The 22,225-nt window shown below is 40.1% G+C and carries 23 protein-coding genes and 1 tRNA gene; 3 read left to right on the top strand and 21 right to left on the bottom strand.

Annotation, left to right across the window (positions count from 1 at the left end):
- From D8836_RS03280 to D8836_RS03315, 8 genes are all read right to left on the bottom strand, one after another.
- Entirely contained in the window at positions 1-804 is an 804-nt protein-coding gene (locus D8836_RS03280; RefSeq protein ID WP_024057379.1) for an ABC transporter ATP-binding protein, read from the bottom strand.
- Positions 805-816: 12 nt separating this feature from the next.
- A complete protein-coding gene (locus tag D8836_RS03285) occupies positions 817-1,710 on the bottom strand; it encodes an ABC transporter permease (RefSeq protein WP_000011439.1) in 894 nt (297 codons plus the stop codon).
- 11 nt (positions 1,711-1,721) lie between these two features.
- The gene (locus tag D8836_RS03290) at positions 1,722-2,699 is read right to left on the bottom strand and encodes an ABC transporter substrate-binding protein (protein ID WP_060627154.1); all 978 of its coding nucleotides are present in this window, start codon (positions 2,697-2,699) and stop codon (positions 1,722-1,724) included.
- Positions 2,700-3,151: 452 nt separating this feature from the next.
- Positions 3,152-4,078 carry an ATP-binding cassette domain-containing protein gene (locus D8836_RS03295; protein WP_001291285.1) on the bottom strand — a complete coding sequence of 309 codons (927 nt, stop codon included), beginning with the start codon at positions 4,076-4,078 and terminating at the stop codon, positions 3,152-3,154.
- A gap of 10 nt (positions 4,079-4,088) precedes the next feature.
- The gene (locus tag D8836_RS03300) at positions 4,089-5,156 is read right to left on the bottom strand and encodes an ABC transporter ATP-binding protein (protein ID WP_000159550.1); all 1,068 of its coding nucleotides are present in this window, start codon (positions 5,154-5,156) and stop codon (positions 4,089-4,091) included.
- Positions 5,157-5,164: 8 nt separating this feature from the next.
- A complete protein-coding gene (gene oppC / locus D8836_RS03305; RefSeq protein WP_000103691.1) occupies positions 5,165-6,091 on the bottom strand; it encodes an oligopeptide ABC transporter permease OppC in 927 nt (308 codons plus the stop codon).
- Positions 6,091-7,587 carry an ABC transporter permease gene (locus D8836_RS03310; RefSeq protein WP_000759915.1) on the bottom strand — a complete coding sequence of 499 codons (1,497 nt, stop codon included), beginning with the start codon at positions 7,585-7,587 and terminating at the stop codon, positions 6,091-6,093. The genes oppC and D8836_RS03310 overlap by 1 nt, the downstream gene beginning before the upstream one ends.
- A gap of 66 nt (positions 7,588-7,653) precedes the next feature.
- Positions 7,654-9,633 carry a peptide ABC transporter substrate-binding protein gene (locus D8836_RS03315; RefSeq protein WP_020902007.1) on the bottom strand — a complete coding sequence of 660 codons (1,980 nt, stop codon included), beginning with the start codon at positions 9,631-9,633 and terminating at the stop codon, positions 7,654-7,656.
- A gap of 157 nt (positions 9,634-9,790) precedes the next feature.
- On the opposite strand from D8836_RS03315, the gene D8836_RS03320 reads away from it, so the two are divergent.
- Positions 9,791-9,861 (top strand) — tRNA-Cys (locus tag D8836_RS03320).
- A 199-nt stretch (positions 9,862-10,060) separates the two neighbouring features.
- Here D8836_RS03320 and D8836_RS03330 read toward each other — a convergent pair.
- The 11 genes from D8836_RS03330 to D8836_RS03385 form a co-directional block, all read right to left on the bottom strand.
- Positions 10,061-11,392: a hemolysin family protein gene (locus tag D8836_RS03330; RefSeq protein ID WP_084864520.1), complete on the bottom strand. Its 1,332-nt coding sequence runs from the start codon at positions 11,390-11,392 to the stop codon at positions 10,061-10,063.
- A gap of 154 nt (positions 11,393-11,546) precedes the next feature.
- Positions 11,547-12,371, bottom strand: a complete 825-nt coding sequence (gene endA, locus D8836_RS03335) for a DNA-entry nuclease EndA (RefSeq protein ID WP_125393133.1) — start codon at positions 12,369-12,371, stop codon at positions 11,547-11,549.
- Positions 12,372-12,409: 38 nt separating this feature from the next.
- Positions 12,410-12,598: a DNA-directed RNA polymerase subunit beta gene (locus D8836_RS03340; RefSeq protein WP_033684807.1), complete on the bottom strand. Its 189-nt coding sequence runs from the start codon at positions 12,596-12,598 to the stop codon at positions 12,410-12,412.
- A complete protein-coding gene (gene murA, locus D8836_RS03345; protein WP_125393134.1) occupies positions 12,591-13,874 on the bottom strand; it encodes a UDP-N-acetylglucosamine 1-carboxyvinyltransferase in 1,284 nt (427 codons plus the stop codon). The genes D8836_RS03340 and murA overlap by 8 nt, the downstream gene beginning before the upstream one ends.
- 23 nt (positions 13,875-13,897) lie before the next feature.
- Positions 13,898-14,128 (bottom strand): DUF1146 family protein, encoded by a 231-nt coding sequence (locus D8836_RS03350; RefSeq protein ID WP_000250396.1) that lies wholly within the window; start codon positions 14,126-14,128, stop codon positions 13,898-13,900.
- Positions 14,129-14,185: 57 nt separating this feature from the next.
- Entirely contained in the window at positions 14,186-15,223 is a 1,038-nt protein-coding gene (locus D8836_RS03355) for a SepM family pheromone-processing serine protease (RefSeq protein WP_000727281.1), read from the bottom strand.
- Positions 15,207-15,695 (bottom strand): pantetheine-phosphate adenylyltransferase, encoded by a 489-nt coding sequence (gene coaD / locus D8836_RS03360; protein ID WP_125393135.1) that lies wholly within the window; start codon positions 15,693-15,695, stop codon positions 15,207-15,209. Before coaD ends, D8836_RS03355 begins: the two co-directional genes overlap by 17 nt.
- Positions 15,685-16,224 carry a 16S rRNA (guanine(966)-N(2))-methyltransferase RsmD gene (rsmD, locus tag D8836_RS03365; RefSeq protein ID WP_125393136.1) on the bottom strand — a complete coding sequence of 180 codons (540 nt, stop codon included), beginning with the start codon at positions 16,222-16,224 and terminating at the stop codon, positions 15,685-15,687. Before rsmD ends, coaD begins: the two co-directional genes overlap by 11 nt.
- A 64-nt stretch (positions 16,225-16,288) precedes the next feature.
- The gene (gene asnA, locus D8836_RS03370) at positions 16,289-17,281 is read right to left on the bottom strand and encodes an aspartate--ammonia ligase (RefSeq protein ID WP_000748003.1); all 993 of its coding nucleotides are present in this window, start codon (positions 17,279-17,281) and stop codon (positions 16,289-16,291) included.
- A gap of 111 nt (positions 17,282-17,392) precedes the next feature.
- Positions 17,393-18,076, bottom strand: a complete 684-nt coding sequence (locus tag D8836_RS03380; protein ID WP_125393137.1) for a Bax inhibitor-1/YccA family protein — start codon at positions 18,074-18,076, stop codon at positions 17,393-17,395.
- Positions 18,077-18,148: 72 nt separating this feature from the next.
- The gene (locus D8836_RS03385) at positions 18,149-18,889 is read right to left on the bottom strand and encodes a TrmH family RNA methyltransferase (RefSeq protein WP_125393138.1); all 741 of its coding nucleotides are present in this window, start codon (positions 18,887-18,889) and stop codon (positions 18,149-18,151) included.
- A 33-nt stretch (positions 18,890-18,922) separates the two neighbouring features.
- On the opposite strand from D8836_RS03385, the gene D8836_RS03390 reads away from it, so the two are divergent.
- The gene (locus D8836_RS03390; RefSeq protein WP_020903085.1) at positions 18,923-19,201 is read left to right on the top strand and encodes an acylphosphatase; all 279 of its coding nucleotides are present in this window, start codon (positions 18,923-18,925) and stop codon (positions 19,199-19,201) included.
- 77 nt (positions 19,202-19,278) lie between these two features.
- On the top strand, positions 19,279-20,205 hold the full coding sequence (yidC, locus tag D8836_RS03395) for a membrane protein insertase YidC (RefSeq protein ID WP_045612759.1): 927 nt from the start codon (positions 19,279-19,281) through the stop codon (positions 20,203-20,205).
- Positions 20,206-20,430: 225 nt separating this feature from the next.
- On the opposite strand, the gene D8836_RS03400 is transcribed toward yidC, so the two are convergent.
- Both D8836_RS03400 and D8836_RS03405 read right to left on the bottom strand, forming a co-directional pair.
- Positions 20,431-21,519, bottom strand: a complete 1,089-nt coding sequence (locus tag D8836_RS03400; RefSeq protein ID WP_125393139.1) for a sensor histidine kinase — start codon at positions 21,517-21,519, stop codon at positions 20,431-20,433.
- Positions 21,489-22,175 carry a response regulator transcription factor gene (locus D8836_RS03405; RefSeq protein ID WP_125393140.1) on the bottom strand — a complete coding sequence of 229 codons (687 nt, stop codon included), beginning with the start codon at positions 22,173-22,175 and terminating at the stop codon, positions 21,489-21,491. The genes D8836_RS03400 and D8836_RS03405 overlap by 31 nt, the downstream gene beginning before the upstream one ends.
- Positions 22,176-22,225 lie beyond the last annotated feature (50 nt).

Raw genomic sequence — 22,225 nt, forward strand, 5'->3', positions numbered from 1 at the left:
TTATCCCAAAACCAATTCATCACTGACCAGACTTTGACCACTATTTTTCTGGAAGAGATGCATGAGATTTTCAACCGTCAGATGCTTTTTCTCCTCTCCCTTGACATCCACCACTATCTTACCCTGATAGAGCATAATGATACGATTGCCGTACTCAATCGCATGGTTCATATCGTGGGTAATCATCAAAGTCGTCAACTGATGGTGTTCCACAATCTTTTGCGTCAAGTCCATCACCATTTGACTCGTTTTCGGATCAAGCGCCGCAGTGTGTTCATCCAAAAGCAAAAGTTTAGGTTTCACCAGAGCTGCCATGACTAGGGTCAAGGCCTGTCTTTGTCCTCCTGAAAGGTATTGGGTATCCACTTTCAAGCGATTTTCAAGGCCAATATTCAACTCTTTCAAGGCCTCTTGGAACTGGATTCTCTCCTTCTCCTTCACGCCCCAACCAAGCCCTCTCTTCTGCCCACGTCTCAAGGCAATAGCCATATTCTCCTCAATCGTCAAACGAGAAGCTGTTCCCATCTTAGGATCTTGAAAAACACGGGCAATATCCTTGGCTCTCTTTCTTACACTAAGATTTTTAATGGATTTGCCTGCCAATAAAAGGTCCCCTTCATCCACCGATAGATTGCCAGCCAAGATATTCATCAAAGTGGATTTCCCTGCTCCATTTCCACCAATCACAGAGATAAAATCTCCCTCTTCAACCTCTAAGTCTAATCCTTTGAGGACATGGTTCTCATTGACCGTCCCTGCTTCAAAGGTTTTGTGAATATTTTCAAGTGTTAACAAACTTGCCATAACTTTCTCCTCCTATTCATTTCTCAGTTTCAAACCACGAATCTTTAATCTCTTTTGCAGTTCTGGTGCAAATAACACTAAGGCTAGCAAGATTGCATTAAAGAGACGTACCAGGTTTTGATCTAGATTTGGAATTTCATAGATATTTAAAATAATCAAACGGTAAACAATGGCACCGATTCCGATAGATAACAAGCGACCTCCAATGGTCAAGTCGTGTATCAAAACTTCTGCAATAATAACTGCACTCAAACCAACAACGATGGTTCCTGTCCCAGAGGTTACGTCTGAAAATCCATCATTTTGAGCGAACAAGGAACCACACAGGGCAATCAAACCATTTGAAATCATGTAACCAACAATCTTCATGGTGTCTACATTGACCCCATTAGCCTCACTCATCGGAATATTGTCCCCAGTCGAACGCAAGACCAATCCAATCTCCGTTTTCATCAAAAGAGTCAAGACCAAACAAACAAGTAGGAGACAGGCCAAACTGAATGAGAAAACAGCTTCTTCATTTGTCAGCCCCAAGCTCGCCAATTGTTTAAAGACAGTTGAAGAATCTCCCAAGGAAAGGTTGGGCACACTGCCCATGATTTTAATATTGATTGAATAAAGCCCTGTCAAGGTCACAATCCCTGTCAAGAGAGCTGGGATTTTCATCTTGGTGTGGAGCATTCCTGATACAAGACCAGCTACCATACCTGCCAGCAAAGCAAGTAAGGTCGCAATCCAAGGATTTGTCCCTGCCTGTATCTGCGATACAACGACAGCTGCCCCCAAAGGAAAGGCTCCTTCAGCAGTCATATCCGCAATATCCAAAATACGGAAAGTCAAGTAAACTCCAATGGCCATAATCGACCACAACAAACCTTCTGATAAACTAGATAATACAAAACTCATCTTAAACCTCCCTATTCCTTGCCTTCTAACTTACTAATATCAATTCCTAGTGCATCTGCCATTTCTTGATTGGTATGCAATTCCAGTTTTTCAGGCAACTCAACTGCTATATTTTCTGGTTTCTCACCTTTTAAGACACGAATCAACATGCGGGCTGTCTGCCGTCCCAATTCTTCATAATTGGTACCGTAGTTATACAAACCACCAACCGCAATCATTTCCGTTGAGCCACCGAATACTGGAACCTTGTGTTTAATAGAAACCTGCTTAACTGTTTCCATGGTTGACGAAATGATATTGTCCGTTGGTACAAAAACCATATCCACTTCTGCCATCAAACTCTCTGCTGCCGCCTTGACATTGTTACTGTCCAAGATTGTTTTTTCAACAACGGTAAAGCCTTTTTCTTCCAGAAGTCGCTTAGCTTCATCCTTTTGGACAACTGAGTTTGGCTCGCTCTGAGTATAGAGGATTCCAATTGTTTTAGCTTTTGGCAACACTTTCTTTATCAAATTGATTTGGGTTGAGATAGCATCTGATGACTGATCACTTGTTCCAGTTACATTTCCCCCCGGATGTTCTCTTGACTCAACCAACTTGGCACTGACAGGATCTGTTACAGCTGAAAAGATAACCGGTGTCGTTTGTGTTGTATTAGCCAAGCTCTGAGCAGAAGGCGTTGCGATGGCTAGAACGACATCACTAGATTCTGCTAGTTGCTGGGAAATCGTTTTTAGATTTCTTTGTTCTCCCTGTGCATTTTGCAAATCAATCTCGATATTTTTCCCCTCAATATAGCCTTGTTTAGCTAGTTCATCTACAAACCCTTCTCTAGTAGCGTCCAAAGATTGATGAGTAATAAATTGCGAAATACCGATACGAAAAACGTCTTTTTTCTTATCTGCCTTCAACTGATGCAAACTAATCAGAGAGGTCAAGAGGATCCCCACTACCAAGAGAGGGGCTAGTAATTTTCGAACAACTTTCATAATGAAACTCCTTCTCAGAAAAGATAAAACAAAAAACCGCCTAGATACTATCTAAACGGATGCTTGAAATAATCTAACAAGTTATAACTTTGCTAGTCCATTTAGATATTCATCTATATGGACCACAATCAAAAATCTTAGCCACATAGATACAAACAAATTGCTTGAACTGTTTGCATCCATGGTGACATGTCTACAAACACTATCTAAAGTAGCTAAAGTAAAAGTTTTGATTCATCGTTACAGCTTGTTTCTTATTCATTTCTTTTTCTGCTTTCTTTTTTGATGTTTCCTATCTTACCACCTTTTTCATCACCTGTCAAGAATATTTCAGAATTTTTTAAAATTTTTCGAAAATTCTTTCAGGTAGCTTTCAAAGACTTTCAAATCAGTCCAACAAAAAAAGGTTTATAATTTCCATAAAAGTTGACATGGAAATTATAAAACCATTATTAGTTTAACCCTTGTTGATAACGTGCCAATTCGGCTTGGTTAGCCCAAACATAGTGACCTGGACGGATTTCTACCATAGATGGCTTATCTGTCTCATAATCATGTTGATCTGGATCATATACTTTCAAGACCTTCTTGCGTTCCAAGATTGGATCTGGGATAGGTACCGCTGAAAGCAAAGCCTGAGTATATGGATGAATTGGATTGTTAAACAATTCTTCTGTTTCTGCAACCTCTACAATAACACCCTTGTAAATAACCGCGATACGATCTGAAATAAAACGAACAACCGACAAGTCATGGGCGATAAAGAGATAGGTCAAGCCAAGTTCTTTTTGGAATTTTTTGAGCAAGTTTAAGACTTGAGCACGAACAGAAACGTCCAAGGCTGAAATGGGCTCATCCGCAATAACAAAGTCTGGTTGCATAACCAAGGCACGGGCAATACCGATACGTTGACGTTGACCACCTGAGAATTCATGAGGGTAACGAGTCAAGTGCTCAGCAAGAAGACCTACTTCACGGATAATATTTTGAACTTTCTCTTTACGTTCTTCTTCATCCTTGAACAGATGATGATTGTAAAGACCTTCAGAAATAATATAATCAACAGTAGCACGTTCATTCAAACTTGCTGCAGGGTCTTGGAAAATCATCTGGATTCGACGAATCAATTCCGCAGCTTGTTCACGCGATTTCTTACCATTAATCTTTTGACCATCAAAAATGATATCACCATTACTTGTATCATTTAGACCAATGATGGCACGACCAATAGTTGTTTTCCCACTACCTGACTCACCTACAAGCGAGAAAGTTTCTCCCTTGTTGATAAAGAAGTTAGCATTTTTAACCGCGACAAACTTCTTACTTCCTTCACCGAAGGAAATTTCTAAATCTTTGATTTCTACTAATTTTTCAGACATTTCCTTCCTCCTAGTCAGCCAGATGGGCAAATCCCATTTTTTCACGAATCTTATCATGGAGATTTGCAATCACAGCTGGTTTTTCTACTTTCGGAGCATCCTCATGAAGTAGCCAAGTTTTAGCCCAATGTGTCTCTGATACTGAGAATTGAGGAGCTTTTTGTTCAAAGTCAATCTGCATTGCATAGTCAGAACGCAAGGCAAAGGCATCCCCTTTCAGGTCAGTATAAAGTGACGGAGGTGTTCCTGGGATTGAGTAAAGATCCCCTTTATCATCAGCAAGCTGAGGCAAGCTAGACAAGAGACTCCATGTATATGGATGGCGAGGGTCATAGAAGACTTCCTCAACAGTTCCATACTCAACGATTTCTCCCGCATACATAACTGCTACCTTATCCGCAATACTTGCTACCACACCAAGGTCATGGGTGATAAAGATTGTTGTGAAATGGTACTCGTTTTGTAAAGATTTTAGCAAATCAATAATCTGAGCTTGGATGGTCACATCCAAGGCTGTCGTTGGCTCATCACAGATCAAGACATCAGGTCGGCAGGCAAGGGCAATAGCAATAACGATACGTTGACGCATTCCTCCAGAATATTGGAATGGGTATTCATCAAAACGTCTATCTGCGTCTGGAATCCCAACCTTATTCATGTAGTCAATCGCCAATTCTTTCGCTTCTTTAGCTGTTTTTCCTTGGTGTTTTACAATAACTTCTGTAATCTGACTACCAATTGTTTTAATTGGGTCCAAACTAGTCATTGGATCTTGGAAGATAGTCGCAATCTTAGCCCCACGAATTTGTTCCCAATCTTTATGAGAAGATAAAGCTGTCAAATCTTGACCACGGTAGTCAATACTACCTTGGGCAATGCGACCATTTTCTTCAAGCATACCTGTGAAAGTCTTTGTCAAAACAGATTTTCCTGATCCTGACTCACCTACCAAGGCTAATACTTCTCCTTCAACTAGTTCAAGGGAAACGCCGCGAATGGCTGTCAATACTTTGTCACGAACGTCAAATTCCACGACAATATCGCGAGCAGTCAAAATTACATTTTTTTCTTTTGTCATTTCTACTCCTATCTATGTGTACGTGGATCACTAGCATCCGCTAAGTTTTGACCAACTACGAAAAGGGACAAGGATACCAAGACAAGAGTTGTCAATGGAATCCAGAACAAGTAAGCATTAGTTGTTACGTTTTGTGAATAATCTGAAATCAAACGCCCCAAACTTGGCACGGTAATCGGTAATCCAAGACCGAAGAATGACAAGAAGGCTTCGTATGAGATAAAGCTTGGAAGCATTTGAGTCATGGTTGTCACAATAACAGATACCAATTGTGGCATAATGTTTTTGGCAACAATCTTCAAGGTTGGTGTTCCCAAAGTACGTGACGCCAAGTTGTATTCCAAATCACGGTAACGCAAGATTTGCACACGAATCATGAAGGCAATCCCAATCCATGTTGTTACACTCATGGCAAAAATCAGATTCCAGAATCCAGCTCCGATTGAGTAAGTCAAGACAATGACAATCAAAAGAGATGGGATGTTTGAGATGACGTTATAAACTTCCATCATCACGCGGTCAACTGATTTTGAAATTCCCCAAATACCACCGACAAAAACACCGATAACCAAGTTAATTACTGTCGCAATCACAGAAATGAGGATAGAGTTACGAGCTCCGAACCAGACACCGTCAAAAAGAGATTTACCGTTACTGTCTGTACCGAACCAATGCTCAGCATTTGGCTTGATATAACGAGCACTAAAGTCGTTTACCTTGCTGACATCATTAAAATCAAACTTAGAAAACATTGGGTAGATGAAACTCATCAAAATGATAGCTACCAAGATTCCCAACATGACTACAGTTGATTTTTTCTTCATAAATTGTCTAAACACTGAACCCCAGTATGAATAAGCTGGCGCATCAATGGCTTCAGAGGCAAAATCGTCACGTTTTACGAACTGAAATTTTTCTTTATCGATTGTAGACATTATTTGCCTCCTTTCTCAGTCAATTTAATACGTGGGTCAATAATAGTCATCCAAATATCTCCCAAAAGAAGTGAAAAGATAGAAATACATGTAAAGATGAAGACAAGACCAACGACCATAGAGTTATTAGATGCTTTTACAGAGTCAATCAACATTTTACCCATACCTGGGAAGGCGAAGACTGTTTCAGTAAGGGTTGCACCACCGATAACCCCGATAACAGCACCAGGAATTCCTGAAACTAGCGGAACCATGGCATTTTTAAAGATGTGTTTGTTTGAAATTTCTTTTTCAGACAAACCTTTTGCACGAGCAAAACGAACAAAGTCCTGTGATTGCAAGTCAATCATGTAACGACGAATCCAAATAGCTGTACCAGGAGCACCCAATAAACCAAGGATAACTGCTGGTAAAACATACGAACGCCAATCTCCAGCACCCAAAATAGGGAATGAATCTGGAAGACCAATTGATGATCCAATCAAACGAACAATGTAAACCAAAGCAATGGTTGGAAGGGCCATCAAGAAGGTCAAAAACCCTGTTGAGAAGCTATCAATCCAAGTATTCTTGAAGCGAGCCATAGCTGAACCAAGTGGCACGGCAATCGCATAAGAAATCACCAAACCGATCAATCCAACAACAGCAGAGCTGGCAATCATTGAAGGATATTGGTAGTTACTTTCTGTAGCTGTATAAGGATCATCTTTTCCGTAGTTTGCTACTTCACGAGAATCAGCCTGACTAGGTGATTTATAGGTTCTTGAGTAAATATTTACAGAAGAAGTTTTCTTACCTGTTGGGAACTGAACTTGAGATGTTTTTGTTTGTCCTTGTCCTTGAGTAATAACCTGTAAAACAGGGCTATTAGCATAGGTTGGATAAGAGTCACCTAAATTGATGTTCACAAAGTTTTGATGCACAAATGGGAACTGACTGTTGAAGTACAAGAGATATTTGTGTTTAGTACCTGAACCGACCAATGACCATCCGATAGCTGGATCGTTTTCAAAACGAAGATAACGTTTCAAGTCTGGATTTTCAGGGTCTTGAATTTTATTTGTATGGTCAATATCAATCAAGTTAGCATAGAAGTGAAAAACACGTTCAAAAATTGGGATTTCACGAGTAGCGTAGAATTGGCCACTTTCAGTAAATTCTCCCAAGGTCCAACCATGACCGATTTGTTTGATGTATTTTTCATAGATAGCCTTGTTGGTGTCATTAGCTTCAACTGTTACAGAGGCATCCATCTGGCTGGCTTTTTCTTGCAATTCCTTGGTATCGTAGTACTCGATATAGCCCATACGCTCATAAACAGTGTTCTCATAGTTATCACGCTTATCAGCAGTTGTCGCAATCTTGTTATAGTTGGTATCCTGTTTGAAAATCAATTTTCGAGGAACCATTGTATAGATAATCGTGTAAGTCAAGGTTGTTACTAAGAAGATAGAAACCAATGACCGCAAGACACGCATAAAAATATATTTCTTCATATCGTTTCCTTTTTAAATCCCAAAAGAACCTTCTCCTCATGGAGAGAAAGTTCCCTTGAGAGTTATTTATTTAACGTGTTTAGTCAATTCTTTTTGAACTTTTTCGTTTGATTCTTTTTTCTCTTTAATCCATTTCTCACGAGCTTGTTCATAATCAGCCTTTGTTACAACTTTGTCTTGTAACTGAATATATTTGAAGTAGAGATTTGAACCTTTGTCTCCAGATTGGCTATAAGAAGCTGAGAATGGTACAACACGAGAAATGAATGGTGCAGCACCACTAGAAGACATAGCTGGTAAGAAGAGTGAACTGTCTGTCAACCAAGCTTGAGCAGCAGCATATTTTTCATAACGTTTGTTAAGATCACTTGTTTCTTTTCCAGCTTCATCAAGCAATTTATCGTAATCTTTCACACCAACTTTAGCTGCAGCTGCATTTGATGGGTCATCATACCCCATATAAGTTTTCGTTTGCTCACTATTAGTTGATTTAAGGATATCAAGGTAAGTTGATGGATCTTCATAGTCAGGATTCCATCCAACCGCACCTGAAAGATCCCAATCCTCAGCTGCCGCATTAGCAGCATAATAAGTCGCATTAAAGAATTCATCTTTAGAAATTTGTTGAATATCGATGACAACATTTTCTTCGCCTAAAACTTTTTCAACTGATTGTTTGAACGACTGAATCCGTGCGACAAAGTTTTTAGAGGTTTGGTCTACTGGAACATCCAAGTGGATAGGGAATTTCACACCTTCTGCTTCCAGAGCAGTTTTAGCTTTAGCAAATTCTGCTTTAGCTTTGTCAGCGTTAAAGAGACCGTCTTGACCATCAGCAAAGTTTACATCTTTCCACTCATCTCCATAAGTCTTAACTTTTTCAGCAACCAAGTCACCGAAAGTTTTTTCGCCTGCAGTCACAAAGTCTGGTTTCACAAATAAATTACGAACTGCGAGAGGAGCACCTTCTTTACCGTTAACTTGAGCAGAATAACCTGTACGGTCAAAGGCAAAGTTCAAGGCTTGGCGGAAGTCTTTGTTAAGAAGAGCTTTCTTAGTAGATGTTTTCTCTTCATCTGTCGTTTTAGATGTATATTTGTAATTTTGTCGATCGATATTTACACCTAAACCTCCAATACCAGCTCCTGACGGAGTGTAGAAAATATTATCCTTGTATGACTCCTCTACCTTTGAGAAGTTTGAACTTGTTGGGTAAAGACGAGCAAAACTATAAGCTCCACTTGTAAAGTTACGCTCAAGTGATTCTTGGTCCGAACCATCAAAATATGCAAGTGTTGCTGTATCTAAATGAACATTCTCTTTATCCCAGTACTGCTCGTTCTTAGCAAATTCGATAGAAGATTTAGCAGTCAAACCTTTAAGCAAGAAAGGTCCATTATATAGCAATGATGTAGGATCTGTCGCTTTAGCAAAATCAGAGCCTTTTGATTTTTCAAATTCTTCGTTTAATGGCCAGAAAATTGAATAAACCATCTTAGAGTTCCAGTAAGGTTCTGGTTGGTTCAAAGTATACTCAAGAGTATAGTCATCAACCGCTTTAACACCTACTGTAGAGAAATCTTTTGAATTCCCAGCCAAATAATCAGATAAACCTTTAACAGAAGTTTCAGCTAGATATAGAGCTTCTGATTTCTTATCTGCCGCATGTTTCAATCCATTCACGAAGTCTTTAGCAGTCACTTCGGCATATTCTTCACCATCGGATGTCATCCATTTGACACCTTTACGAATTTTGTAGGTATATGTCAATCCGTCTTTTGATACAGACCAGTCTTCTGCAACCGCAGGAGTCAAATTCCCGTATTTGTCATTTGTGAAGAGGCCATCGATCCCGTTTGAAGTAGCCACTTTCGTACTCTCTTTTCCAGAGATAATATAATCTAATGTTTCTGGGTCAGCCGAATAGACATAGCCATAGGTTTTTGGAGCTGTCGAATCAGATGATTTTGAATTCCCACAAGCCACTAACACACCTGTTGCCAATAAAGCAACTCCTGCTGCAACAAAGACTCTACTTTTTTTCATTTATTTACTCCTCTGATAAAGTATAGGTTATCATCAATTATACCATAGATTTCAAGAAAAGTAAACGAATTTTCAGAATATTTAGGCTTATTGACACAAAAAATCTGAAAAAGCTATTGACTGAAAATCATTTTCAAGGTATAATAATAAACGTTAAGGCGGTATAGCCAAGTGGTAAGGCACGGCTCTGCAAAAGCTTGATCGTCGGTTCAAATCCGTCTACCGCCTTCTATAACTTGATTTGTCAGGTTTCAAATGAACAGAAAGCCCAGTTTGAAGGGCTTTTTTTATTTTTTCTTCGGATAAATAAGGATAGATTTAGAAAAGTTTTGGGGCGGATTTGGGGACTGAGTTTTTCGAGGATACTATTCCCTTTTAAAATCAACTGAAAAAAGCTTTGTCACGCATGATGACAAAAGCCTCTAGTTTACTCTGTTTCTTCTTCTATTTCAACTTCGGTAATTTGGACTTTTACCTTGGTAACACGTCCATTTTTCACCTTATCATTGGTTAGGATAAGTTGTTTGTTTTGGCTGACTAATTCATAACTGAGTTTCTCAGTCGTTGGAATGGTCCCAACTCCTGTCAAATAGTAACCAGCGATGGTATCAACGTCATCACTTTCCAGTTCAACATCAAAGTAGTCATTAAAATCATTGAGATTCATGGTACCTTGAACAATATAAGTATCTTCTCCAATTTTATGAACTTCGATTTCAGCCTTATCTGTTTCGTCATCGATTTCCCCAACGATTTCCTCTAAGAGGTCTTCTAGGGTCACCAAACCAGCCATCCCACCGTATTCATCTAACAAAATCGCCATTTGTCTTTGGGTATTGCGCAGTTCTTTTAACAAGTCATCCACAAAAATAGTTTCAGGAACAAAAAGAGGATCTTGTAAGATTTTCTTCCAAACAATATTGTCAAAACCGTCCACAAAGCCCGCATTAAGGAGACTCTTGGTATGAATAATCCCAATCACATTGTCCTTATCCCCATCATAGACAGGGATACGAGAATAATTTTGTTTTAAAATACTTTGGATGATGGTTTGACTATCATCCTGAATATCTACCATAAAGGCATCCGTTCGAGGAACCATGACTTCTCTGGCCATTAATTCGTCCAGTGAAAAGATTCCTTGTAACATTTCAATTTCGTCAGCATCTAGTGTTTCTTCACTATTTGTCAACATGTACTCAATTTCATCACGGGTCATTTTTTCATCAGCATCGTCAAAGGTCATAGGAGTCAAGCGACTTAAGAGATTGGTAGATGCAGACAAGAGCCAAACAAAGGGACTAACTAGTTTCCCAAGCCCAATGATAACTGGCGCTGTACGAATCGCCAAGGCATCCTTTAGATTAAGAGCGATTCTCTTAGGATACAATTCCCCAAAAACGATGGAAATATAAGTCAAAAATGCTAAAGACAGAAAACTTGCAACAGCATAAGATGTTTCACCATTTCCAAGCCAAGATGCAATTTCTCGTCCTAGAGTTTCTGCTAAACTCGCCCCTGATAAGATCGTAATCAGGGTAATCCCTACTTGAATGGTTGATAAAAAGTGGTTAGGATTTTCTAGTACCTTCAGCAGACGGATATAGCGTCTATCTCCTTCTTCTGCCTTTTGTTCAACCCGCGCACGATTTAGTGACACCATGGCCATTTCTGTGGCTGAGAAAAAGGCATTTAACACCGTCAAGATAAACAATAAAACAAATTGTAGCAACAAATTCTGACTACTTGGGTCTTCCATAGTTCTTCTCCTAAAATAGTATCTTACCGTCTATTATATCACAAAATATAGTCCAGTACATATTATTTTTTCTCAGTGTCTATTCTAGTTCTACTTAAATTGTCCAAAAAAGAACCCCTACATCCACAAGTGACATAGGAGTTTATTTTGTATTTTACTGAGTAACAGTAACTTCTCCAGTTCGGTAATCCAGTTGAAGTCCTTTTTGAACATTGGGAACTAGAACATTAAATTCCAATTCTCCGTCTGAAGACTTGGCTTCAATCTGTGAAGCTGAAGGAACTAAATCCTCATTCGAAGCGTAGTAAAGGGTTACACGGTAACGGACACGCTTGTTTTTATCCAAGGCCTTACGTACCATGCTTTCATAGTAGTTTTGACCAGTCGAATCCTCGGCTTGCGCCTGATTTGCCCAGGCTGTTTGAACAGCAATGTTTTTAGGATTGCTTGTCGAGGCATCAAAACCATCCAAGCCACCGATTAAGGCATAGCCTAACAAGTGACCTCTATCGACCGCATGGGTATAAGACCCCTTTAGATTCTTAACCTGATGCCAGCCTGGAGGAGTCCAAGAAGTCGAACCATTCCCAGTTTCTTCACGATTCTTGTATTGGCGAGTAGCCTTAGACAAGAGCGCATTAGCTACGGTTGGTACCGTTTCCTTGCCCACTGTCTTTGTTTTATTATCAGCGTAGGGCTTACTTGAAACCTTAGCATCTAGATTTGTTTTATTACCATTGACGATAAAAGCACCTGAGCCATTCCACTCCAGACTCCCTTTTACTTGACTCTTGACTGCGTCTGTTAAGACACTCTCTGCCAATGCTTGACTAGGAGCTTCAGACGCTTGGTTTTTCTGACTAAGCTTGGTTTTGGGACTATTAGCTGTCGACTGCATCTGCTTGATATAATAGCTCCCTGCAGACAAAAGCAATAACACTAGCAGTCCGATTAGTGTCTGTCTTGTTTTTTTATCCATTTTTCTCCTTATCTCTAGAAAAAGACTGGTTCTCCAGCCTAATTTCCTGTAAATTTATGAATTAATTCCTGCCATTTTGCTGGAGACAGGATAGCCCATGGATCTTGGCCCTTGCCCAAGATTCCATAACCTACCATTAAGCCGACACCTAGGGCTAGAGCACCTAAAAACAGTACCAAAATGACTAGAAGTAAACGCTTGATTACGTAGCTTGATTTCTTATTCATCTTCATCACTTGCCTCAATCCGCTGAATCTTAGCGCCTAGCTGCGCCAACTTCTCATGGAAACGGTAGTAACCTCTATCCAAGTGAACCAATTTACCAACTACAGTTTCTCCTTGTGCTACCAAACCTGTCAAAATCAAGGCAGCACTGGCACGAAGGTCAGTTGAAAGAACTTCTGCCCCCTGCAAAGGTTGACCACCAACAATACGAGCTGTATCACGGATAATCTCAGAGTGCAAGCCCATGCGACGCATTTCTTCTAGATGTTGGAAACGATTTTCAAAAACTGTCTCCACCATAGTTGATTCGCCTTTTGCGACAGTCATCAAGGCTGTAAATTGAGCCTGCATATCTGTTGGAAATCCTGGGTGGGGCAAGGTTTTCACATGAACAGCTTTTAAATTTTCTAGTTGAGAGCGAACTCGAATTCCTTCAGTCTCCTCTGTCACTTCCACTCCCATTTCAAGCAATTTGGCAATCAAGGGACGGTTGTGCTCCCAGACAGCGTCTTTAATCAAGACATCACCACCAGTCATGGCAGCAGCCACCATAAAGGTTCCTGCTTCGATACGGTCTTGGACTACATTGTGAGTCGTGCCATGAAGTTTCTCAACACCGGTAATGGCAATGGTCTCTGTACCAGCACCCTTAACCTTAGCTCCCATTTCATTGAGTAGAATGGCTAGGTCCACAATCTCAGGCTCACGCGCAGCATTTTCAATCACTGTCACCCCATCAGCTAGGGTCGCTGCCATCATCAAGTTCTGCGTAGCACCAACACTTGGGAAATCCATATAGATATGAGCTCCATGTAAGCGATCAGCCTTGGCTTCGATATAACCAGCTGTCTGACTGATCTTAGCCCCCATAGCTTCTAGACCTTTCAAATGAAGATCAATAGGGCGGCTACCAATCGTACAACCACCTGGCATGGATACCTTAGCATGACCTACACGGGCAAGAATTGGTCCCAAGACAACGATAGATGCACGCATCTTGCTGACATACTTGTAAGGAGCTTCCTCAGTGATATCGCCAGTCGCGTCCACCTCTACAAGGTGAGCCTCCTCATTAAAATCCACCTTGGCATTCAAACCACGAACCACCTGATTCATAGTGAAAACATCTGACAAGATAGGAACATTCTGCAAGACGGTCTTTCCTTCACTTGCTAGAATAGTTGCTGCCAACAAGGGTAAGACTGCATTCTTTGCTCCTTCGATCGTAACACTTCCTACCAGACGATTATCGCCACCTTGAACCACAATTTTTTCCATACTTATTTCCTTTACATTTGATTTTATAATAATCCTCTAAGCGCTTCTTGCCACAACTGATACAGGCTGATAAAGAAAGAACTCATGATATAGCCCATGACAATGCTGAAAAAGGCTACTAGTAAACGAACTTTTCCTGTATTCTCAGTTGTCACTTTTAAAACCTTTTCCCATCTAACAAGATCCTTTAAAAGGTAAAAACTCACATAAATAAAGAGCATGTGACTACTTAGAGTGAATAATAATTGAACCATTTGACTATTATACCATCTTCTCTGTTTGTGCGCTAGTTTGGAAACTTCACTCAAAAACTAGGGATTGTTTTTCAAGTAATCAATTGCATCTTGTAGGGTTTTAACTGGCACGATTTTCATATCTGTCTTGATTGTTTTGGCTGCTTCTAGGGCTGTTTGGTAGTTGTTTTTCGCATCCGGATGCGCTTTTTGTTCTTCTTCGCTAACAGGGTTATCTGGGGCAAAGAAAATCGCGGCACCTTCTCTAGCCGAAGCTACAACTTTTTTATCAATACCTCCAATATCCCCCACATTACCATCACGGTCAATGGTACCTGTACCGGCAACGATACGGCCATTTCGAAGGCCAGGGTCAGCTATTTGGGTATAGATGGCCAGACTAAACATGAGACCTGCACTTGGTCCACCGATACCAGCTGTTGAAAAGCGAATTGGGACATCACTGGTCACTTCTGTACGGTCAATCAAGCCGATTCCAATCCCATTTTTTCCATTTTCTAGAGTAATGATTTTTCCTTCTGCAGACTTGGTTTGCCCATCCTCTTCATAAGTTACCTTGACGGAGTCCCCTAGTTTTTGAGAATTGACGTAATCAATCAAGTCTTTGGAACTATCAAAGGTTTGATCATTGACTGCTGTGACCGTATCAGAGATATTGAGAATCCCTTTAAAGGTAGAATTATCCGTCACCGTCAAAACATAAACCCCAAGGTATTTGAGTTCAATGTCCTTACCAGCTGTTTTTAGCCCTTGATACTTGGCCATGTTTTGTGATGTTTGCATGTAGAATTGATTGATACGCATAAATTCAACATCAGAAGAGCCACCTGTAGTCTCCTGAGCACTACGAATATCTGTAAAAGGCGTCAACCACGCATAAATCATATGGGCTAAAGTAGCGTGCTGAACACCAACCGTAACGAATTGATAGGCCCCAGCTTCCTTATCTTCTGTGTCATTTACTTTAAGGACTTGGCGAATATCTTCCGAACCACCTGGAACTTCTATATAGTAGGGTAAGGGCACTACAAATGCCAAGAAAGTCACAATTAAGGCCGCAATGACGTATAAGGGCCATCTAATCTTTTTTTTCATTTCTTATTTCCTCCAAAATACTCTCAGGAACATAGCAGGCAACATCCTGACCAAACTTCAAAAGTTCTCTAACGCCTGATGAACTGATATAGAGATGTTCAGGTCGGCTATGTAAATAAATGGTCTCTATATCAGGAGACAGCTGATGGTTGTAGTAATCAAAACTGGCTTCATATTGCAAATCCGCTGTATTCCTCAAACCACGCACTAGACAAGTAGCACCCAGTCTTTTTGCGACATCAACCACCAATTCATCATGAGAAGACACAACTTCAACATTTTCCAAATGTTTCAAAGCCTCTTCTAGCCCCCGTTTACGATTTTCAAGAGGAAGAAATCCTTGTTTGTGGGGATTAAAAAAAATACCGACATAGAGCTTATCAAAGAGTCTGCTCGCCCGTTCAATCATATCCAGATGCCCATTTGTCATCGGATCAAATGAGCCTGTGAATAAGCCAATCTTATCTGACATAGACTGTCACCTTACTAATTCCATAAATTTTTTCCTTCCAGATACCCAGGCAGGCAATTTCTTCTGGAAGTTCCACGGCTTTATCCGTCTCACACACGACCATGACATCTTCAGCAAAAAGCGCTCTCTCAGCCATTTTTTCAATATCTGCTACGATTTGTTCCTTGGCATAAGGAGGGTCTAAGAAAATGAGGTCAAATCCCCCAGATACCTGTTCCAATGCCCTTTCTGCATCCATTTTAAGAAGTTGAAATTTCCCAACTTCCTTGGTCATCTGAATATTTTCAGCCACAATAGCCTGAGCCTTACGGTCTCGTTCCACCAAAACAGCGCTGGACATGCCACGCGATACTGCTTCGATAGATAAACCACCACTACCTGCATAAAGGTCCAAGACTCGTCCCCCTTCAAAGTAGGGACCAATCATGTTAAAAATAGCTCCCCTAACCTTATCCGAAGTTGGTCTTGTCGTCTTGCCTTCTAGTGTCTTGAGGGGACGTCCCCCATAGATTCCTGATACGATTTTCATACCGTTTATTATACCAAATTATGGGCGAAAAGAGAAAGAAAACCGAACCTTGCGGTTCGATTCTCTACAAAATATTTTCGTAAGTATCGCGAACTTCTTGAGGCCAAACACTTGTTTGCACTTCTCCGATGTGTTTCTTGCGAAGTAAGAACATGGCCATACGAGATTGTCCAATTCCTCCACCGATTGTCAATGGGAATAGGCCATTTAACAAAGCCTTGTGCCATTCCAATTCTAAGCGGTCTTCATCACCTGTGATGGCAACCTGACGGCGAAGGGTTTCTTCATCTACACGAATCCCCATAGAAGACAACTCAAAGGCTCCACCCAGAGACTCATTCCAGACAAGAATATCACCATTTAGACCCTTGTAGCCATTTTCAGACTCACTTGTCCAGTCATCGTAGTCTGGTGCACGTCCATCGTGCGGTTTACCGTCTGGTAATTCCCCACCGATACCAATCAAGAAGACTGCTCCAAATTCTTTACAAATAGCATTTTCACGCTCTTTTGGTGTCAAGTCTGGGTAGCGTTCTACCAATTCTTCAGTATGTATGAAGGTGATTTGTTTTGGCAAGATTGATTCGATGTCATAGCGGGCTTCTACAGCTAGCTCAGTAAGGCGAATAGCCTTGTAAATCTTCTCAACTGTTTCTTTTAGATAAGCGATGTTACGCTTACCATTTGGGATAACCTTCTCCCAGTCCCACTGGTCAACATAAACAGAGTGGGTCGCATCCAGCGAATCTTCGTCTGGACGAAGGGCCTTCATGTGGACGAAGAGACCCTCACCCTCACCGAAACCAAAGCGAGCCAAGGTATGGCGTTTCCATTTAGCAAGGGAGTGCACCACTTCATAAGTAGCATCAGGGATTTGGAGAACCTTGACCGATACGGCATTCTCCACACCTGATAAGTTGTCCTGCATCCCGTCTCCGACCCTACTCAAGATAGGACCTTGAACTTCGACAACTTCTAACTTATCTTTCAAATACTGGGTAAAAGTGTTTTTGACAAAGGAAATCTCTTCTTGTTGATGAATAAAACTTTTCTTCATAAACTACTCCTCAAAAAATTAATTAAAAGCATTATACACCTATTTCCAAGAAAAGAAAAGAGAAATTTTAAAAAAATCAGTGTCACTCAAAACACTGATTTCATAGACCTTTTAGTCATTACGACCGAAGATACGTAGAATACTTAGGAAAAGATTGATAAAATCAAGATAGATACTGAGAGCCATTGACACAACCCAACCTGTCGCTACACGGCCTTGTGATTGCTCATAAGCGAGACGAATTCTTTGGTTGTCCCAAGCAATCAACCCTGAGAAAACCAAAACCATGGCTACACTAATCATATAATCAAAGAAACCGCTAGCCAAGAAAATATTAACTACCATGGCAATCAGCAAACCGATAAGAGCCGCCATCATCGCTCGACCAAGCCCACTCAAATCTTTCTTGGTGAACATACCGACTGCCGCCATGACAAAGAAGAGAAGGGCGCTTGATACAAAGGCAGATAAGACTGTACCTGGAGTATAGAAGGCCACCACAAAACTGAGGGTAAAGCCGTTTAAAACGGAGTAAAGTAAAAATACTGGAAGAGCCGCTGGACTATTCTTTAAGGCCATGCTACTGGCAACGAAAACCAAGGCCAACTCCGCAAAAGTAGCAATGGTCAACCAGAGACGCCCCTGCATCAAAAAGTAAACCAACTGAGATTGAAAGACCGTCAACATAAGGCCTGATACCAAAGCAGATAGTCCGATCCCCAGACCAACAAAGGCATAAACCTTAGCGTAAAATTGATTGAGACCTGCGCGGTCATGAATAATAGTGTGATTCATCTTTTCTCCTTTTCTATGAACATCTTTCCTTGTATGAACATCTTTCCTTGATTATAACAAAGAAAGTTAAAATTAGCTTAAATGGAAAATCAAAATACCGGCTGCAACGGCAACATTCAAACTCTCCGCCTGCCCCTTCATACTAATGTGAACCAACTGGTCTGCACTTTCAGCCATGAGGGGACTAATTCCTTGCCCCTCATTCCCCATAACTAATACAAAATTTTCTATAGGAACCAGTTCTCTGTAATCAACAGAATCTTTAGATAGGGTTGTTGCCAGCACAGGTACACCTGCCTCTTTGGTTTCCTTAAGAAGCGCTTGACTAGACATCCGGTAAATAGGCAGATGAAAATGACTGCCTTGCATGGAACGTAAGGTCTTGAGACTGTAGATATCTGCCGACTTATCTGAAACAATTACTCCAGTAAAGCCTGCTGCATCCGCAGTTCGAATGATCGTTCCCACATTACCAGGATCTTGCACATCTTCCAAAAACAAGAACTTACCCTGACTCAAATCAGCTTGTCCTACTTCTTCTTTTTGAACCACGGCAACAATGCCCTGTGGAGTCTGAGAATCCGCCAAATCTAGCAAAATTTCCTCTGAAACCCAGACAGTTTGCGGAAACGAGGCTAACTGATCTCGGTAACTTTCTAGGGCAAAGATTTTCTCAATCGTAACTCCAGCTTGGATAGCTTCTTCAAACAAGTGCCAGCCTTCAATCAAATAAGCAGACTTGCGGTATTTTTTTTGGTGTAATTTCTTGGCATTTTTTACCACAGAATTGGCTTTTGAGGTTATAATAGTCATAGAAATATTATAACACAATCAAAGGGGTTTGGTATGCAAAAGGTTAGAATGATTGCCCAAGGCAGGGTACAAGGAGTCGGCTTTCGTTGGGGTGTTTACAGCTTAGCACTTGAAATCGGTGGCATCACAGGCCGAGTATGGAATAACGACGATGGTACAGTGGAAATCTTAGCTCAAGCAGACTCATCTGCTATCATGGCGAAATTTATCCAAGAAATCCGAAAAGGACCCACACCTTTTTCAAAAGTCAGCTACTTAGATGTCCAACTGAGCAACTTTCCTCCCTACCCTGACTTTAAAATCGCAAATTAGGTCTCTAGAACTATTGTATATTTTGTAAAAAAACAGTAGAATAGAAAGGTATAATTTTTAAAGAAGGAATAAAAACAGTGAAATCTATTAAACGTTTTGCACTCTCAGCTATGGGAGTGGCTATGTTGCTAGTCTTAACTGGCTGTGTCAATGTCGATAAAGCCACAGGACAGCCAACAGGATTTATTTGGAATACTATCGGAGCGCCTATGGCTGAAGCTATCAAGTACTTCGCCAATGACAAGGGACTTGGTTTTGGGGTTGGTATCATCATCGTAACCATTATCGTGCGCTTGATTATCTTGCCACTTGGTATCTACCAATCATGGAAGGCGACGCTTCACTCTGAAAAGATGAACGCCCTCAAGCACGTCCTTGAGCCACACCAAACGCGTCTCAAAGAAGCAACTACTCAAGAAGAAAAACTCGAAGCCCAACAAGCTCTCTTTGCTGCTCAAAAAGAGCACGGCATCAGCATGTTTGGTGGTGTAGGATGTTTCCCTATCCTCCTTCAAATGCCTTTCTTCTCAGCTATCTACTTTGCTGCCCAACATACTGAAGGTGTTGCTCAAGCAAGCTACCTAGGAATTCCTCTAGGTTCTCCAAGTATGATTTTGGTTGCCTGCGCTGGTGTTCTTTACTATCTTCAATCGCTCCTTTCACTTCACGGAGTAGAAGATGAAATGCAAAGAGAACAAATCAAGAAAATGATTTACATGAGCCCACTCATGATTGTCGTCTTCTCCCTATTCTCACCAGCTAGTGTCACACTTTACTGGGTTGTCGGTGGTTTCATGATGATTCTCCAACAGTTTATCGTCAACTATATCGTTCGTCCAAAACTTCGCAAAAAAGTCCGTGAAGAACTGGCTAAGAACCCACCAAAAGCAAGTGCTTTCTCAACAGCAAACGGACGAAAAGACGTTACCCCTGAACAACCAACTGCTATCACAAGCAAGAAAAAACACAAAAATCGCAACGCTGGAAAACAACGTTCAAGATAATAAGAAAGAGGCTTAGCTGGATGGCTAAGTCTTTTTGTAATATCAAAAATAGTCAGAATGCCACTTCATTAAAAATCAAAACGTACCCACTGAAGCTTTACAAAGTTAGCCAAAGCCTTGCTTTGAATCCCCATATGAAATCTATGTAGTCAGTAAGAATCTTAGAAAGATATGACACTGACAGCGTTTAAAAAATTGTCCCATAAATGAACAGTCTACGCATGACTATGATTTAATACACTTCACAGTTATTAAAACTTCTGCTCCCTCGTCTCTATTTCTAAGCTCAACTCGGCCTTTGTGTAGTTTTGCAACTCTACATACAAAACTTAGTCCAATACCATAATGTTGCTCTTTAACCGATCTAGCTTTATCCATACGATAAAAGAGCTTTCCAAAATTATTTAAAACTTCATCTGGAAATTCCGAACCATTATTCCATATACCTATTTTCAATTCTTTCGCCTCTTGCTCTACCCTAATTTTAATTTTAGGATTCTGTTTATCTGCATACTCCAAAGCATTTGTTAAAATATTTTGTATGGCACGAATCAGAAGAGATGGATTTATATAATAGTTTTCAGTTCCGTTCACATTCTGTTCAAAAGAGAACTTCATCTGATTTTTTATCAAAAAAGAGACTTCTTTCTCTAATTCATTAATAAAATCTGAAGAGGAATACTCCGTCCAACCTGTCTCATCATCATAATAGGTTTTCGAATAGTGAATCAATTGATTGAAGTAATCTAGTAACTGTTGACTAGCTCTTTTTATATCTGCTAAGCATTCTTGAGATTGGTCGCTTTCAGTTATCGCCTGCAAAAATTCCACATTCCCCTTAATAATGGTTAAGGGAGTCTTTAAATCATGAGAAGCTGCTGAAACCTGAAACATCAAATCTTCTTTTTGTTCTTTTTCATCAATTATTAATTGTCGAATTCTATCTTGCATCACAATAATCCGATTTCCTGTCTCACGAAATTCTTTAACCGTTAATCTTTCNGTACATTCCCGCTCTAACCATATACTATTTTCATAAATCAAAGTCATTTCATAACTCAGTTTTTTCAACAATTTTCCAACGTGATAACTTATTAGAATAATCAAAAAAAGACAAATATATATCCATGATGACACATTAAAAAAGATTGATAGAACACCACTATTGTTTAGAGGTTTCCCATCTTCATTTATTTGTATAGATACTGAAGCTAAGGGAATAAGATAGGCTATTAGTAAGCCAAGACTAAACTGCCAAATAATTCTACAACAGGTTTCTCGAATTAATTGTCTAAAACTTTTGATTCTACCCATTGATATCCTCCACCGTACAAGGTTTTAATTGGATTTAATTGATAAGGTTTCAGCTTTTGACGAATTTGATAAATGTACTCTGAAACCGAACGTAAAAGCGCTTCTGAACTTTGTGGATATAGATAATTATAAATTTCCTCAATAGAATATATTTTACTTGGGTTGCTTGCCAAAAGATTCACTATGTCAAATTCCCTCCTTGTCAAGGCAATCTTATCATCGTTTACAAATAGTTCCTTACTATCCGTATATAGTATAAGCTTCCCAATCTTTATTTGATGAACATTTCCTTTAGTCCTTTCTTCACGACGTAAGTGCATTTTAACACGTGCTAAAAGTTCTTCCATACTAAAGGGCTTCATAATATAATCATCAGCACCTGCATTGATTCCAGCTACCAAATCTTCATCCATATCCTTAGCAGTTATAAAACAGATAGGAACAGTTATCTGCTCGCGAATCATCTGACAGATTTCTAAACCACTAACAGGCATCATAATATCTAATAAAATCAAGTCAAATCCTGTAAAATCACAAAGATCAATCTCTTCTATCTTATTTCGTATGACTACTTCATATTTTTCATATTCTAGTACTTTTTTTATTAGGCGAAGAATAGCAAGATCATCATCTAGCACCAAAATTTTATAAGCCATAACTCACCCTCCTAACTATATTATAGCACTAACCGAAAAAAAGACAGGAT

The organism is Streptococcus mitis, from assembly GCF_003942995.1.
In the GTDB taxonomy this organism is placed as follows: domain Bacteria; phylum Bacillota; class Bacilli; order Lactobacillales; family Streptococcaceae; genus Streptococcus; species Streptococcus mitis_CV.

Bases quoted from the DNA above. Each gene is read 5' to 3' on its own strand.
- D8836_RS03340 (WP_033684807.1), bottom strand. From the start codon at position 12,598: ATGAATAAGAAATCAAGCTACGTAATCAAGCGTTTACTTCTAGTCATT.
- D8836_RS03380 (WP_125393137.1), bottom strand. From the start codon at position 18,076: ATGAATCACACTATTATTCATGACCGCGCAGGTCTCAATCAATTTTAC.
- D8836_RS03355 (WP_000727281.1), bottom strand. From the start codon at position 15,223: ATGAAAAAAAAGATTAGATGGCCCTTATACGTCATTGCGGCCTTAATT.
- D8836_RS03310 (WP_000759915.1), bottom strand. From the start codon at position 7,587: ATGAAGAAATATATTTTTATGCGTGTCTTGCGGTCATTGGTTTCTATC.
- coaD (WP_125393135.1), bottom strand. From the start codon at position 15,695: ATGTCAGATAAGATTGGCTTATTCACAGGCTCATTTGATCCGATGACA.
- D8836_RS03285 (WP_000011439.1), bottom strand. From the start codon at position 1,710: ATGAGTTTTGTATTATCTAGTTTATCAGAAGGTTTGTTGTGGTCGATT.
- D8836_RS03385 (WP_125393138.1), bottom strand. From the start codon at position 18,889: ATGACTATTATAACCTCAAAAGCCAATTCTGTGGTAAAAAATGCCAAG.
- D8836_RS03405 (WP_125393140.1), bottom strand. From the start codon at position 22,175: ATGGCTTATAAAATTTTGGTGCTAGATGATGATCTTGCTATTCTTCGC.
- D8836_RS03390 (WP_020903085.1), top strand. From the start codon at position 18,923: ATGCAAAAGGTTAGAATGATTGCCCAAGGCAGGGTACAAGGAGTCGGC.
- D8836_RS03315 (WP_020902007.1), bottom strand. From the start codon at position 9,633: ATGAAAAAAAGTAGAGTCTTTGTTGCAGCAGGAGTTGCTTTATTGGCA.
- murA (WP_125393134.1), bottom strand. From the start codon at position 13,874: ATGGAAAAAATTGTGGTTCAAGGTGGCGATAATCGTCTGGTAGGAAGT.
- D8836_RS03330 (WP_084864520.1), bottom strand. From the start codon at position 11,392: ATGGAAGACCCAAGTAGTCAGAATTTGTTGCTACAATTTGTTTTATTG.
- D8836_RS03300 (WP_000159550.1), bottom strand. From the start codon at position 5,156: ATGACAAAAGAAAAAAATGTAATTTTGACTGCTCGCGATATTGTCGTG.
- endA (WP_125393133.1), bottom strand. From the start codon at position 12,371: ATGGATAAAAAAACAAGACAGACACTAATCGGACTGCTAGTGTTATTG.
- D8836_RS03280 (WP_024057379.1), bottom strand. From the start codon at position 804: ATGGCAAGTTTGTTAACACTTGAAAATATTCACAAAACCTTTGAAGCA.
- oppC (WP_000103691.1), bottom strand. From the start codon at position 6,091: ATGTCTACAATCGATAAAGAAAAATTTCAGTTCGTAAAACGTGACGAT.
- rsmD (WP_125393136.1), bottom strand. From the start codon at position 16,224: ATGAAAATCGTATCAGGAATCTATGGGGGACGTCCCCTCAAGACACTA.
- D8836_RS03295 (WP_001291285.1), bottom strand. From the start codon at position 4,078: ATGTCTGAAAAATTAGTAGAAATCAAAGATTTAGAAATTTCCTTCGGT.
- D8836_RS03350 (WP_000250396.1), bottom strand. From the start codon at position 14,128: ATGGTTCAATTATTATTCACTCTAAGTAGTCACATGCTCTTTATTTAT.
- D8836_RS03290 (WP_060627154.1), bottom strand. From the start codon at position 2,699: ATGAAAGTTGTTCGAAAATTACTAGCCCCTCTCTTGGTAGTGGGGATC.
- asnA (WP_000748003.1), bottom strand. From the start codon at position 17,281: ATGAAGAAAAGTTTTATTCATCAACAAGAAGAGATTTCCTTTGTCAAA.